Genomic DNA, 12,517 nt, shown 5'->3' on the forward strand with positions numbered 1-12,517 from the left:
TGTCGACAATGCACATCTGGGGAACCGGTGTTTTCGACAACGCGCCTGCCGTCGAATGGGCTGATCAATTCGACCGTACGGCTGCCGTTGGACGCCCTGCATTGGTCCGGTCGGCCCTGGCAACCGCGGTGCGTGCCGACGATCAGCGCGCATGGTTGATTGCTCTGGGAGCAGCGACCACTGTGGCGGCCGCATTGCCGGGCGGCCTGCTTCTCGCGGACAACACCGGCCCGAAGTCGGTGACCGACAACCAATTTCAACCCTCAATCGAGCTGGCTGCTGTTGCGCTGGCAACACTGGAGCAGTGCATGTCCGTGCACACCGAATGGACACGTCTGTGGACACGTGCAGCGCTGCTCGACGACGCGATCGCAGTCGGCGAAGCGGTGATCGAGGAGTTGGAAGAGCGAACCGCGCTGACTGTCAGAGTGCGCGAAGCTTCGTGAGCAAAGGCCCCGCCGCCTCGGCCAAGAACTGGTCTTGACTGTCGCCGCCTATCTGAACAAGTCCCACGTCTGTATAACCGGCCTCGATGAACGGCTTCACACTTTCGGCCAATTCATCCAGGTCCGGACCGCACGCAATTGATGACGCAACATCCTCTGGCCTCACGAATTGGGTGGCGCCACTGAACGAGGCAGTTGTCGGCAAATCGGCATTCACCGACCACCCGCCGGCAAACCAGCGGAATTGGTCGTGCGCGCGGGCGACGGCTGCGTCTTTGTCGGGATCCCAGCAGATCGGGATCTGTCCGATCTTCCGCGACTGCTCGGGGTGGTGCTGATCCCACGACGTCACCAGATCGCCCGAGGGTTCGGTGGAGATCATGTGGTCGCCGAGCGGCGCGAGATGCTCGATCGATCTGTCGCCGGAAACGGCGAGACCGATCGGGACACCGCCGTCAGGCAGGTCCCAGATGCGTGACGAGTCGACGCGGAAGTACTTGCCGTCGTAGGTGACGAGTTCGCCGGCATGGAGTTCGCGGATGATCTTCACTGCCTCGGCCAGCATCTCCAGTCGCTGCTCGACGCCGGGCCAGCCCTGGCCGACCGTGTGCTCGTTGAGGCTCTCGCCTGATCCGAGGCCCAGAATGAATCGCCCGTCTGCCAGCAACTGCATCGTCGCAGCCTTCTGCGCCACCACGGCCGGGTGGTATCGCATGGTCGGCGCCGTCACGTAGGTCGCCAGCTCGACCCGCTCGGTGGCGTGGGCGACCGCGCCCAACACACTCCACGCATAGGGCGCGTGACCCTGGGACACGAGCCAGGGCGAGTAGTGGTCGCTGGAGACCTCGAAGTCAAATCCCGCGTTCTCGGCTGACACGGCGTACCGCACCAGATCCTTCGGGCCACTCTGTTCGGTCATCAACGTGTATCCAAAGCGCATGTCGCCTGAGTTCCCCCAGAGTCGAGCGGTAAACCCTCGAGTACGGCGGGTGCGCAACCGTGCGAGCTTGTAACCTGTTTCACATTGGTGGACTTCGAGTCTCTCGAGCACACACGGAACCGACAGTCCAGGAGCGCACATGCCGTACATGCCGATCACCGAATCGATGTTCCTGCTGGCCGAATCCCGCGAGCATCCGATGCACGTCGGTGGTCTTCAGCTCTTCGAGCCCGCCGAGGGCAGTTCTGCCGAAGAGCTCGGTGAGCAGATGTTCGAGACACTGCAGGCGCAGACCGACGTCTACCGGCTCTTCCGCAAACGGCCCGCGTCACCCGTGGCGCTGATGGGTACGGTCCGGTGGACGTACGACAAGGAGATAGACCTCGAATACCACGTTCGCCGAACGGTTTTGCCGCGTCCGGGCCGAATCCGCGAACTGCTCAGGTACGTCTCGGCGAACCACGGCGCGCTTCTCGACCGTTACCGGCCGATGTGGGAGGTGCACCTGATCGAGGGCCTCGCCGATGGCCGGGTCGCGATGTATACCAAGATCCACCATTCGCTGGTGGACGGTGTGAGCGCGTTGAAGTTGCTCGAGAAGACGCTCGACACTGACCCCGAGGCGCGAAACGGGCGCGCCCCCTGGGACCCCGCACTGTTCGCACGCAAACCCAAGGAGCCGTCGAACGATTCGGTTTCACAGAACCTGGTCGGGCAGGTATTCAGCGGTGGGGCCAAGATCGCCGGTGAACTCGCCGGGCTGGCTCCCGCCGGTGCACGTCTGGGGCTTCGGGCGGTCCGCGACCGCAACCTGATCCTGCCGTTGCAGGCGCCCCGCACGATGTTCAACGTGCCGATCGGTGGCGCACGGCGATTCGCGGCCGATCAATGGCGGGCCACCCGGTTGCGCACGGTGGCCGCAGGCCTCGACATCACACTCAACGACGTGGTCATGGCGATGTGTGCCGGAGCGCTCAGGTCGTATCTGATCGACCAGAACGAGCTGCCCGAACAGCCGCTGATCGCGATGATGCCGGTGTCGATGCATGCCGCGGGCAGCGACACCTCCGAGGGCAACGCGGTCACCGCCATCCTGGCGAATCTCGCCACCGATCAACCTGATCCGGAACGTCGGCTGGCCACCCTCGTGGAGTCGACGCGGTCGAGCAAGAACGTCATCCGCGACCTCAGCCCGCTGATGGCGCTGGGCTACGGCGCAGCGGTGATGGCGCCGTTGGCGTTTTCCACGGTGCCCGGGTTCGTGCGGTACACCCCGCCGCCGTTCAACATCATCATCTCGAATGTGCCGGGCCCGAAACAGGATCTGTACTGGAACGGTGCGCGGCTCGACGGTGTCTACCCGGCGTCGATCGCCATGGATGGGCAGGCATTGAACATCACCGTGGCGTCCAACGGCGACAACATCAATTTCGGTCTGACCGGTGCACGCGCGACGATTCCGAGCCTGCAGCGACTGCTGACCCATCTCGACACAGCACTCGAGGAGCTCGAAAAACTGTGTGACGTAGCCAATTAGTCGTGCGGGGGACCGTGCGCCGGTCCGCCGCAGATGATTGCCGGCCGAGTCACCGGGGTAAGCGGTTCGTCATGGACACCACGACCGATGGGCCCGACGCCTTCACCGAGTATCGGGGAACGCGGTCACGGGAATGCCCCAAGCGCATGGTCTTCGGGCCGTGCGGTGGTGTGCGCGATGACGCCACGTGTGAAATGGACGCCCACATCTGTCCGTTTGCCGTTCTCACCGAACCCATTCCGTGGCCACAGCCGTTGACCAGTCCGGCGTCGCCGAGTGAGTTGATCAACGCTTCCCGTGCCCGCCCGGTGGTCCTGTCGGACCTGTCGGTCCCGGCCTTCGACCGGGGCGTCCTCGAACAGGTGGCATCCATTCTGGGTGAGAGCAGTGATGCCGTCCTCGTCGGAGAACATCAGAACCGGCCCGACTACCCACCGACCGTGATGGCGCAGATCATCCGGGGGGTGGGTGGATGCCCGTGGGTGACGCTGACCTGTCGCGACCGCAACAGGGTGGTGCTCGAGCAGGAACTGATGGGCTTGGGCCAGGCTGGGGCCGACGGCGTCTTCTGTGTCACCGGCGACGGCCGGGCACAGGGCGTTCGACAGGATGTGACACAGGTTTTCGATCTGGACGGAACCCGGCTCGCGGCGCTGGCGGCACAGGCTGATCTTGCCGTGGGTGTGCCGGAGGCTCCCGAAGCCGTGCCGACCAGCATCCGCCCGGCGCGTCTGCTCGAGAAGCAGAGGGCCGGCGCCCAGTTGGCGGTACTGAATCACGTCAGCACACCGGAATCGTTGAGGGCGTTCATGTCAACAGCGCGGACTCAGGGCGTCACGATGCCGGTCATCGCCGGTGTGGCCGTCTATACCGATGAGCGGTCCGCGCAGGTGCTGGCCGCCTTTCCTGGTCTGCACCTCGACCACTCGCAGATCACCAGGGTGCTGGCCGCAGACGACTCGGTCGAGGCGGGCATCGAGACCGCGGTCGACGAAGCAGTTGCGCTCCTCGACATCCCGGGTGTGGTGGGCGTCAACCTGTCGGGCTTGGCGTCGGCGGCCGGTGAGGTCCCAGCAGCGAAGGTCAAGGCAGAGATCGGACGGCGGCTACGTGAGCGCTTGGCCGTGGGGCACAACCGGTGAAGGCGGCGCAGTGGTAGTTGATGCAGAGGCGATGAAGGACGAGTTCGACACGGTCCCCTCGTGGACAGTGCGAGCCGTGGAGGCGCTTGGTCGCGAGTACGCCATACCCGCCGCATGTCGCGGCAGCGGCAGCCCCGAAGCACTTCGCTGGCTGGCGGGCAAGCTCGCCCTCGACCCTGAGACCAGCCTCGTCGATGTCGGGGCGGGCATGGGTGGGGCAGCCGAGTTCGTCGCGCGGGAGTTCGGACCCGAGGTGGTGCTGGTCGAGCCGATGATGGGCGCGTGCCAGGCCGCGCAACGGTTGTTCGGCCGGGCCACCGTCGCGGCCGCCGGCGAGAATCTCCCGTTCCCGTCCGGGGCATTCGACAAGGCGTGGTCGCTCGGAGTCGTCTGCACGAGCAGCGATCAGCCGAAGATGCTGCGAGAGCTCCGACGTGTTGTCCGTGCCGACGGAAGAGTCGGTGTGCTCGTGTACGTCAAGACGGTCGACGACCTGCCGAACCAGCCCGAGGGCAACAACTTTCCGACTCGCCCCGGATTGGACCGGCTCGTCGAGGACGCCGGTCTGCGCATCGTCGATCGCGCCGATCTGGCCGACTTCGACGCTGCCCCCGACTGGTGGCAACAGCGGGTCACCGAATGCGACGACCTCGTCGCCGAGCGTCATCGTCACGACAGTCGCTGGGAGAATGCGTCCGAGCAGGAATCCATCATCACCGGTTTGATCCGGGACGAGCTGGTGATCGGCACGATCCTGATCCTGGAGCCGACCGAATCGGGGAAGTCGGCGGCTGCCGTTTAGTGTGTTGGGGTGTCTGAGGAGCTAGCACCACGCGTCGGGGTCGACCTGAAGACCCAGTTGGTCCGGTTTGTGATCACCGGGGCCGGCTCAGGCGTCCTCGACTTCGGGCTCACGCTGTTGCTCCAATACGGGTTCGGCATGCCCGAGTGGTTCGCGAAAGCCGTCGGCTTCATCTGCGGCACCACCACGGCGTACTTGATCAACCGTCGGTGGACCTTCGCCGCCGAACCCAGCGCGCTTCGCTTTGTCGCCGTCGCGGTTCTCTATCTGGTGACCTTCGTGGTCCAGGTCGGCATCTACACCGGGTTGTCGAGGGTGTGGGAGGAGACTTTCGTCTACAGTCTCGCCGCCTTCGTGATCGCTCAGGGCACCGCGACCGTCATCAACTTCGTTGTGCAGCGAACGGTCATCTTCAAGATCCGCTGACCCCCGATCCTTGTGGGGGTTGTTCGGCGCGCTACATGCGCACACGCGCCGGACAACCGCACAGTGCCGAACGGGTCAGAGGGTGTTCACCCACGCCAGTCGGTCGGACGACAGGGAGAAGGTGTCGTTGAACAGCACCACGTAGGTACCGGGGCCGGATCCGTCCCGAGAGTCGAAGCACACGTCACCGCTTGCCTGGCCGCCTGGCGCGATCTGGCCCGAGTTGAGCGGCTGGCGTTCGGGGGCAAAGGTCGCGTCGCGGATGGTGCCGGCGGCATCCTGCAGACTCCAGTCGATATAGCTGTTGAAGTCGTTCTGCTTGCCACCGACGTTCTTGATGGTCACGTTGGTGCAGAGGTAGTTGCCGATCGCCGTGCCGACCGTTTCCAGCGGAGAGACGGTGTAGGCGAGGTCATCTCGGGTGATCGTGTCGCCCGCGAGCGCCGAGGTGTCGTCGTCGAGTTTGCCGGGGAAGGCAGGGCCGGCAGCCGCGGCGGGGGTGCCTTGCCCTGAACCCTTGGTGACACTGGTATCGCTGTCGGTGTTGACACTGGAGACCAGCACCGCGGTGCACGCACCGATCAGCAGCACGGGGATGCCGACCACCAGCCACGGCCAGAGTTTGCGCTTCTTCTTGGGTGGCGGCTGCTGCGGGTAGGGGTTGTACGGCTGGCCGTAAGGGTTGTCTCCGGGCTGACCTGGATTGCTCATGACGGGACCTCCTGTGCTGTGCGGGATGTGAACGCGGCGCGGTTCGATGCTGTCGTTCGGGTCGATGAACAGCTCATCGCAGAAGGGTTCCGGTGCGCCTCGGCCGAAGAGTCGGCTTCGGTCATCCTTTCGGTCTGCCTTCGCGTGGTCACGGACCTGTCGTCTGATCGCATCTGGTCAGAGGCATTGCGTAACGTCCCAGCGGTGACAGCGACTACCGGGCAGATCTTCAGACGCCGCCTCTGGACCACCGGAGCGGTGGCGTTGAGCGTGTTCTGCACGGTGATGACGGCCGGCATCTCGGGCGACTCGGGGACGATTCCCGTGTGGAACCTGGTGGTCGGCATGCTGCTCAACTTTGCGGCCGCAGCCGCACTGGTCTGGCGTCATGAGCACCCGATCGCGGTATTGGCTGCCGCCGTCGCCGGGCCGTTGTTCTTCTGCACGGATGCCACCGCTGCGCTGATCGCGTTGTACGCGGTCGCGCAGGCCGAGCGCGGCATCCGCCTCGCGATATCGGCTGCTGTCGTCTACATGGCATGCGGCATCTCGTTGACCTACGATGCGCATCGAACCCGCGACAATTCGGTGCTGACAATCGGGTCACCGCAAGTACCCGACGATGTGCCAAAGCCCGAATGGGATGTACCGCTGTGGATTCCGTGGATCGTGGCTGCCGCGCTGGTGGCGATCGTCGTGGTGGTGGCGTTGTTGCGGCACACTCAGTTCGAGCTGGCTCGCGCCGAGATCAGTCGCGATCGCGCAACCAAGCAGACCGACGCCATGCGCGACGAGATGATCCGCGCAGAAGAACGAACACGCATCGCGCGCGACATGCACGACACCCTGGCCGCGAGTCTGAGTCGCATCTCGCTTCTGGCGGGTGCGGTTCAGGTGGGCGGCACGGACAACCCCGAGAAGATTGCCAATACCGCGTCGATGATTCGGGCAACCGCGCACGAAGGGCTCGACGAACTCAAAGGCATCGTCGGGGTGCTGCGCGGTTCGGCCCCGCGGGAAACCGGCCATCAGGGCATCGACGGGATCGCCGATCTGGTGCAGTCAGCACGAGCTGCAGGCTTGCACACAACACTCTTCACCGACGTGTCGCCCGGTGACGTAGGCACCGCCTCCGGGCACGTCACCTACCGTGTCGTGCAGGAGGCACTGACCAACGCACAGAAGTATGCAGGCGATCAAACGGTCCTCATCGGGATCACCGGGGCCCACGAGCACGGGATCCGGATCGGTGTGCGTAACGCCCTCAGCACCCGACCGCCCGCGGTGCCACAGGGCTCGCACATGGGCTTGCGTGGACTTGCCGAACAAGTGCACAACGTCGGCGGTACGTTCAACGCAGGCGTTGTCGGCGCCGAATTCATCATCAACTGCTGGGTGCCCTGGTACGCGTGAATCGCGTGGCCACACGGTGCTTCTCGATGTCGGTATGACGCAATACGCTGTGGATCATCATGACCACAGCTGCCCTGATCACTGTGCTGATCGCCGACGACGACCCGTTCGTTCGTCGTGGGGTCACCGACATCTTCGCCGCCACCGACGACATCGTCGTGGTCGCCGATGTCGAGGACGGAGACCAAGTGCCCGCTGCGGTCCAGGCTCGCCGCCCCCACGTTGTACTGATGGATCTGAAGATGCGAAGGGTCGGTGGCCTGGTTGCGACCCGCGAGCTGATGAAGATGCCGAACCCGCCGCGAGTCATTGCGATGACTGCCATGGACGTCGATGACCTTGTTGTGCAGGCTGTCTCCGCCGGTGCACACAGTTTCTTGAGCAAAGACGAGGCGCCTGAGACGTTTCAGCAGTCGGTTCGCGCGGTCGCGGCGGGTAATACGCTCTTCAGTGCCGATTCGCTCAGGCGGATCGTCGAGAGCGGGCCGCCTGAAAATTCCGCTTCTCCGACCGACCTCGCGATCCTCAGCTCCCGCGAGCGTGAGGTGTTACGCGCGCTCGCCGGCGGCGCGTCCAACGCGACCATCGCCTCGGCGCTGTTCCTCAGCGAGACGACGGTGAAGACCCACATCTCGTCGGTCTTCAACAAGCTCGGGACCCGCAATCGCGTTGAGGCTGCGCTCGTCGCATTCCGCGCAGGCCTGGTCGCCTGACCCCCGATCTCGGTGGGAAATGGTGAGGTCCACCTGGGCTTATGTTCGCCCGAACCCACCAGATCGGGAGGCCGGTTCAGCCGTTGACCTTGCTGATCACCGAGTCGGCGAACATGTTGAGGTTGTCGATCTTCTTCTGGAGCGGTTCGGTGTCGTCACCGGTGATGTACGGGATCCGGAAGCCGACGATGACATCGGTGATGCCTTTGTCCTCGAGGCGTTTACAGCCGTCGGGTGTGTAGGCGTCATACGAGATCACGTGGATTTCGAAGGGGTCGTTCAACTTTCCTTCGGCCTTGCGGATGTCGTGGATCTTGTCGAGCAGGGCGTCGAGCTCCTCGGGCGGGCCGCCGCCGTGCATCCAGCCGTCGCCGCGGATCACGGCGCGCTTGAGTGCCAGATCGGCGTGACCGCCGACGAGCAGTGGGATCGGCTTGGTGGGCGCCGGGTTCATCTTGATCTTGGGTATGTCGTAGAACTCCCCGTGGAACTCGAAGTACTCGCCGGTGCTGAGTCCGCGGATGATGTCCATGCACTCGTTCATCCGTTTGCCACGACGCTTGTAGTCCACGCCCATGATGTCGTAGTCCTCGGCCCACGGGCTGGTACCGACCCCCAGCGAGAACCGGTTGTTCGTGAGGACGGCCACCGACATCGCCTGCTTCGCAACCAGCGCGGGAGGACGGATCGGCAGTTTCAGCACAAACGGGTTGAATCGGATCTTCTCGGTGACCGCGCCCATGGCTGCCGCCATCACGAAGGTCTCGATGAAGGCCTTGCCCTCCAGGAACTCCCGACTGCCGTCTTCGGTGTACGGATACGTCGAGTCCGATTCCTCCGGGTAGGCGATGGAGTCGGGGATGGTGAACCCCTCATACCCGGCGGCCTCGGCCGCTTGAGCCAGTGGCAGGTAGTAGCTCGGATCTGTCATCGCCTCGGCGAATGTGAACCGCATGATCCTCCTAAATATGTTCCCTGAGCCTGGTCGAGCCGGACCCGTCTCAGTTCAGTAGAACACGTTCTAGTTTGGCTTGGGAACGATTCGCTGAGCTGGCGGCCCAGCCACGTCCGCACCATCGGGACTGTCGTCACGCTGTCTCGTGGTTCGACCACCGCCGGGCGTTCGATCGTCTGAGGGTTCGCGCCCACGTCTCGCGGAGCATGACGGCGATGAACACAACAAGCATGGCCCAGATCGGCTTCATCACGTCGTCGGCGACCACGCCTGGTGAAGCCACGAGGAACAACCCCCACGCAACTATCGGTAGCCCGACCGTCACGATGCCCGACACCAATCGGCCCTTCGCGACGCCTTCCACGATGGCCGCGAGGATTAGCACAGCAAAAGCGGCCATCGAGTAGAACGCGGTGTCGGTGAACCAGTGATCGTCGGCGAATCCGGAGGTGGTGACGATACAGTCGCCGCCTACCGATCCGCGAACGAAGGGGCAGTACAACCGGACGTCGTCGCTGAATCCGGCTGCCCACACGCGTTCGGTCCACCAGTTGACTCCTCCGGCGATCAGGGATGCCACAACGAACAGCCACCAACTGATGTCGTTGACACGCGAGGCGACCTGCACGACGTGTGATCTACGGTTCTGTGTCGGGGTTGTCATCCCCGAAGATTCGCACACAACAGCGCGCTTTCGGCAACCGTGTCTTCACCACCGACACATCAACCAGACGAACGTCCTGCGATGCGCAGCACTGTCCATCGACGTTGCCGTGAGTACCCTACGAGCTCAGGGTCGCGAGAACCGTTCCCGACGGCCCAGCGACTGCAGGCGCAGCCACTCCCGGAATCCGGCCAGATCCCGTTGCTGCACAAGGAAATACCAGCCGAATCGGGCGTACTCCTGCACCAGCAGTTTGCGCATACCGGGCCGACTCATCAGATAGCCGCGATTACGGTAGGTGAAGAACCGCTTGGTGTCGTTGTCGGGGTACTGGGTGTGCATCCGCCCACCCATGATCGGCCGGAACTCGTCCGTGCCGTCCGGATGGAGATATGCCGTGGTGAGGCAGGTGCCGAAGTCCAGACCGGACCGCACCAGTCGGCGGTGCATCTCCACCTCGTCGCCGCGGACGAACAGGCGCAGGTCGGGGACACCGACGGCCTCGATGGCCGATGCGGAGAACAGGGCGCCGTTCATCAGTGAGGCGATGCCGGGCAGAAGGTCTGAGGTCTCGTCTCCGGCGAACAGTTCGGATCGCTTGCGACGCCACACCAGTCCACGCCGCAGCGGGAAGGCCAGCGTGTCGGGGTCGCTGATGTTGCACACCACCGGCGATACCTCGGAAAGCTGATGCGTGACAGCGCATTCGAGCAGCGTGCCGAGAACGTCGCTGCCTTCGGGCCTGCCGTCGTCGTCCGCGCACCACACCCAGTCGGCGCCCAGTGACAGCGCGTGCAGCATGCCGAGCGCAAATCCGCCGGCGCCGCCGAGGTTGTGCTTCGACCCGATGTAGGTGGTGGGAATGGTCTGCGCGGCAACCAGTTCGGCGACCGCGGCTTCGTCGGCGTTGTCGACGACGATGAGGTGGTCGACGGGCCGACTCTGGTTGGTCAGCACTCCGAGCGATTGCCGCAGCAGCTCGAGGCGACGGTGGGTGACCACCACGCCGATCACGCGGTCCGCGGTCTGCGCGCCACCGGAGGGGGCCGCGGCGGGCTCAGCCATCCTTTTCGACCTCGGCCAAGACTTCACGCACATGGCGCGCGGCCTCAGGTCCTTCGTAGGCGTGCACCACTTCCTCGATCCCGCCGTCCATCCGGATCGCGCCGTGGTCGATCCAGAGTGCGCGGTCGCAGAGTTGCGCGAGGAACTCGTTGGAGTGGCTCGCGAACACCAGGATGCCGGACCGTGCGACCAGCTCCTGCAGGCGGATGCGTGCCTTCTTCATGAACTCCGCGTCGACGGCACCGATACCTTCGTCGAGGATGAGGATCTCGGGATCGATCGAGGTGACCACTCCGAGCGCCACGCGCACGCGCATACCGGTGGAGTAGGTGCGCAGCGGCATCGACAGGTAGTCACCCAGTTCGGTGAACTCGGCGATGTCTTCCATCTTCCGGAGCATCTCGCGGCGGCTCATGCCCAGGAACATGCCTCGGATGACGATGTTCTCGTAGCCGGAGATCTCGGGGTCCATTCCAACGCCCAGGTCGAACACGGGCGCCACCCGACCCTTGATGCTGCATGCACCGCGCGTGGGTTCGTAGATCCCCGACAGCAGGCGCAGCAGCGTGGACTTGCCGGCACCGTTGTGCCCGACGAGCCCGATGCGATCGCCGTGTTCGAGGTGCAGATTGATCTGCTTGAGTGCCTCGACCACGACGACATTGGAATCGTTGGCGCCGATCACGCCTCCGGCACGGCCGAGCACCGATTTCTTGATGGACCGGGTCTTGGCGTCGAAGATCGGGAAATCGACGCAGGCGTCCCAGGTATCGACTCGAACTGAACTCATGACCTCACACCCAATACGCAACGCGAGCACGGTAATTACGCAGCACCATCAACGCCACTGCCCAGCCGCCGATCGTGCAGGCGATGACGATCAGCCAGTGGTAGAGCGCCACCGACTCGCCCAGCAGCGGACCGCGGGTGATCTCGAGGTAGTGGTACATCGGATTGATCTGGACCAGCTTGACGCGGCTGGAATCGGCTCCGACATTTTTCTCGAGATCGGTGGCACTCCAGATGATCGGCGTCATGAAGAAGACCAGTTGCACTGCGGTGGCCAGTAACTGGCCGATGTCGCGGAACCGCGTGGACAGAATGCCGAAGACGATGGACACCCACACGGCGTTGAGTACGAGCAGTGCGATGCCGGGGATGACGAACACCACGGTCCAGTTCACCGGCTGCGGGAAGATGATCAGCAACACCGCATACAGCGGGATGTTGTGCGCGAAGATGATCAGCTGGCGCCAGGTGAGGCGGTACACGTGCACGCTCAGCGGGGCAGGGATCTGTTTGATCAGCCCCTCGTTGGTGGTGAAGAGCTCGGCACCTTCGAGGATCGATCCGGAGATGAAACCCCAGAAGATGAACCCGAGCATGACGTACGGCAGGAAGGTGTCGATCTCGTTGCCGAACAGCTGCGAGTAGAGAAGTCCCATGGCCACCGCAGTCACCGCTGTGGCGATGGTGATCCAGAGGGGGCCGAGCAGAGAGCGGCGGTATCTCTGCTTGATGTCCTGCCAGCCCAGGAGCAGCCAGAGCTCCGACTGGCGGAAGCCGGCTGCGAGGTCGCCGAATGCCCGGCGGAAGGACCGGGAATCGGACTCCGCTGAGGGCGGGCGCACCGGCTCGCGATCGACTGCTGTTGACACGAGAGACGAGCCTACCGTCAACGCCGGCCCGCCCCGGACGCCGCA

At 64.2% G+C, this 12,517-nt stretch carries 14 protein-coding genes; 7 read left to right on the forward strand and 7 right to left on the reverse strand.

Going from position 1 to position 12,517, the window contains the following annotated elements; all coding sequences use genetic code 11:
* The first annotated feature begins 8 nt into the window (after positions 1-8).
* On the forward strand, positions 9-446 hold the full coding sequence (locus CSW57_RS12420) for a DUF4259 domain-containing protein (RefSeq protein WP_189339231.1): 438 nt from the start codon (positions 9-11) through the stop codon (positions 444-446).
* Here the strand turns inward: CSW57_RS12420 and CSW57_RS12425 are convergent.
* Entirely contained in the window at positions 424-1,365 is a 942-nt protein-coding gene (locus tag CSW57_RS12425) for a TIGR03557 family F420-dependent LLM class oxidoreductase (RefSeq protein WP_370623946.1), read from the reverse strand. The genes CSW57_RS12420 and CSW57_RS12425 overlap by 23 nt on opposite strands.
* A gap of 160 nt (positions 1,366-1,525) precedes the next feature.
* On the opposite strand from CSW57_RS12425, the gene CSW57_RS12430 reads away from it, so the two are divergent.
* The 4 genes from CSW57_RS12430 to CSW57_RS12445 all read left to right on the forward strand — a co-directional run bounded on the left by CSW57_RS12430 (position 1,526) and on the right by CSW57_RS12445 (position 5,293).
* The gene (locus CSW57_RS12430; protein WP_099383020.1) at positions 1,526-2,923 is read left to right on the forward strand and encodes a WS/DGAT/MGAT family O-acyltransferase; all 1,398 of its coding nucleotides are present in this window, start codon (positions 1,526-1,528) and stop codon (positions 2,921-2,923) included.
* Between the two features lie 71 nt (positions 2,924-2,994).
* Positions 2,995-4,065 carry a methylenetetrahydrofolate reductase gene (locus tag CSW57_RS12435; protein WP_143696531.1) on the forward strand — a complete coding sequence of 357 codons (1,071 nt, stop codon included), beginning with the start codon at positions 2,995-2,997 and terminating at the stop codon, positions 4,063-4,065.
* A gap of 10 nt (positions 4,066-4,075) precedes the next feature.
* On the forward strand, positions 4,076-4,867 hold the full coding sequence (locus CSW57_RS12440) for a class I SAM-dependent methyltransferase (protein ID WP_143696532.1): 792 nt from the start codon (positions 4,076-4,078) through the stop codon (positions 4,865-4,867).
* Positions 4,868-4,876: 9 nt separating this feature from the next.
* The gene (locus CSW57_RS12445; protein WP_099383022.1) at positions 4,877-5,293 is read left to right on the forward strand and encodes a GtrA family protein; all 417 of its coding nucleotides are present in this window, start codon (positions 4,877-4,879) and stop codon (positions 5,291-5,293) included.
* A gap of 75 nt (positions 5,294-5,368) precedes the next feature.
* On the opposite strand, the gene CSW57_RS12450 is transcribed toward CSW57_RS12445, so the two are convergent.
* Positions 5,369-6,004 carry a DUF4352 domain-containing protein gene (locus CSW57_RS12450; RefSeq protein ID WP_099383023.1) on the reverse strand — a complete coding sequence of 212 codons (636 nt, stop codon included), beginning with the start codon at positions 6,002-6,004 and terminating at the stop codon, positions 5,369-5,371.
* A gap of 258 nt (positions 6,005-6,262) precedes the next feature.
* Between CSW57_RS12450 and CSW57_RS12455 the strand changes: the two genes are divergently transcribed.
* Both CSW57_RS12455 and CSW57_RS12460 read left to right on the forward strand, forming a co-directional pair.
* A complete protein-coding gene (locus CSW57_RS12455) occupies positions 6,263-7,417 on the forward strand; it encodes a sensor histidine kinase (RefSeq protein ID WP_223249252.1) in 1,155 nt (384 codons plus the stop codon).
* 59 nt (positions 7,418-7,476) lie between these two features.
* Entirely contained in the window at positions 7,477-8,130 is a 654-nt protein-coding gene (locus CSW57_RS12460) for a response regulator (protein ID WP_099383024.1), read from the forward strand.
* A 76-nt stretch (positions 8,131-8,206) separates the two neighbouring features.
* Here CSW57_RS12460 and CSW57_RS12465 read toward each other — a convergent pair whose 3' ends face one another.
* From CSW57_RS12465 to wzm, 5 genes are all read right to left on the reverse strand, one after another.
* The gene (locus CSW57_RS12465) at positions 8,207-9,085 is read right to left on the reverse strand and encodes an LLM class flavin-dependent oxidoreductase (protein WP_062794764.1); all 879 of its coding nucleotides are present in this window, start codon (positions 9,083-9,085) and stop codon (positions 8,207-8,209) included.
* A 133-nt stretch (positions 9,086-9,218) separates the two neighbouring features.
* The gene (locus CSW57_RS12470; RefSeq protein ID WP_143696533.1) at positions 9,219-9,749 is read right to left on the reverse strand and encodes a hypothetical protein; all 531 of its coding nucleotides are present in this window, start codon (positions 9,747-9,749) and stop codon (positions 9,219-9,221) included.
* 126 nt (positions 9,750-9,875) lie between these two features.
* Positions 9,876-10,814, reverse strand: a complete 939-nt coding sequence (gene glfT1, locus CSW57_RS12475; RefSeq protein ID WP_099383026.1) for a galactofuranosyltransferase GlfT1 — start codon at positions 10,812-10,814, stop codon at positions 9,876-9,878.
* On the reverse strand, positions 10,807-11,604 hold the full coding sequence (gene wzt / locus CSW57_RS12480) for a galactan export ABC transporter ATP-binding subunit Wzt/RfbE (protein ID WP_099383366.1): 798 nt from the start codon (positions 11,602-11,604) through the stop codon (positions 10,807-10,809). The genes glfT1 and wzt overlap by 8 nt, the downstream gene beginning before the upstream one ends.
* Before the next feature lie 4 nt (positions 11,605-11,608).
* Positions 11,609-12,472 carry a galactan export ABC transporter permease subunit Wzm/RfbD gene (wzm, locus tag CSW57_RS12485; protein ID WP_030167806.1) on the reverse strand — a complete coding sequence of 288 codons (864 nt, stop codon included), beginning with the start codon at positions 12,470-12,472 and terminating at the stop codon, positions 11,609-11,611.
* Positions 12,473-12,517 lie beyond the last annotated feature (45 nt).

The organism is Williamsia muralis (genome assembly GCF_002735905.1).
Classification (GTDB): Bacteria; Actinomycetota; Actinomycetes; order Mycobacteriales; family Mycobacteriaceae; genus Williamsia; species Williamsia muralis_A.

Excerpts from the sequence above, each read along its gene's own strand:
- CSW57_RS12420 (WP_189339231.1), top strand. The coding sequence starts at position 9 with ATGCACATCTGGGGAACCGGTGTTTTCGACAACGCGCCTGCCGTCGAA.
- CSW57_RS12425 (WP_370623946.1), bottom strand. The coding sequence starts at position 1,365 with ATGACCGAACAGAGTGGCCCGAAGGATCTGGTGCGGTACGCCGTGTCA.
- CSW57_RS12430 (WP_099383020.1), top strand. The coding sequence starts at position 1,526 with ATGCCGTACATGCCGATCACCGAATCGATGTTCCTGCTGGCCGAATCC.
- CSW57_RS12435 (WP_143696531.1), top strand. The coding sequence starts at position 2,995 with ATGGACACCACGACCGATGGGCCCGACGCCTTCACCGAGTATCGGGGA.
- CSW57_RS12450 (WP_099383023.1), bottom strand. The coding sequence starts at position 6,004 with ATGAGCAATCCAGGTCAGCCCGGAGACAACCCTTACGGCCAGCCGTAC.
- CSW57_RS12460 (WP_099383024.1), top strand. The coding sequence starts at position 7,477 with ATGACCACAGCTGCCCTGATCACTGTGCTGATCGCCGACGACGACCCG.
- CSW57_RS12465 (WP_062794764.1), bottom strand. The coding sequence starts at position 9,085 with ATGCGGTTCACATTCGCCGAGGCGATGACAGATCCGAGCTACTACCTG.
- CSW57_RS12470 (WP_143696533.1), bottom strand. The coding sequence starts at position 9,749 with ATGACAACCCCGACACAGAACCGTAGATCACACGTCGTGCAGGTCGCC.
- glfT1 (WP_099383026.1), bottom strand. The coding sequence starts at position 10,814 with ATGGCTGAGCCCGCCGCGGCCCCCTCCGGTGGCGCGCAGACCGCGGAC.
- wzt (WP_099383366.1), bottom strand. The coding sequence starts at position 11,604 with ATGAGTTCAGTTCGAGTCGATACCTGGGACGCCTGCGTCGATTTCCCG.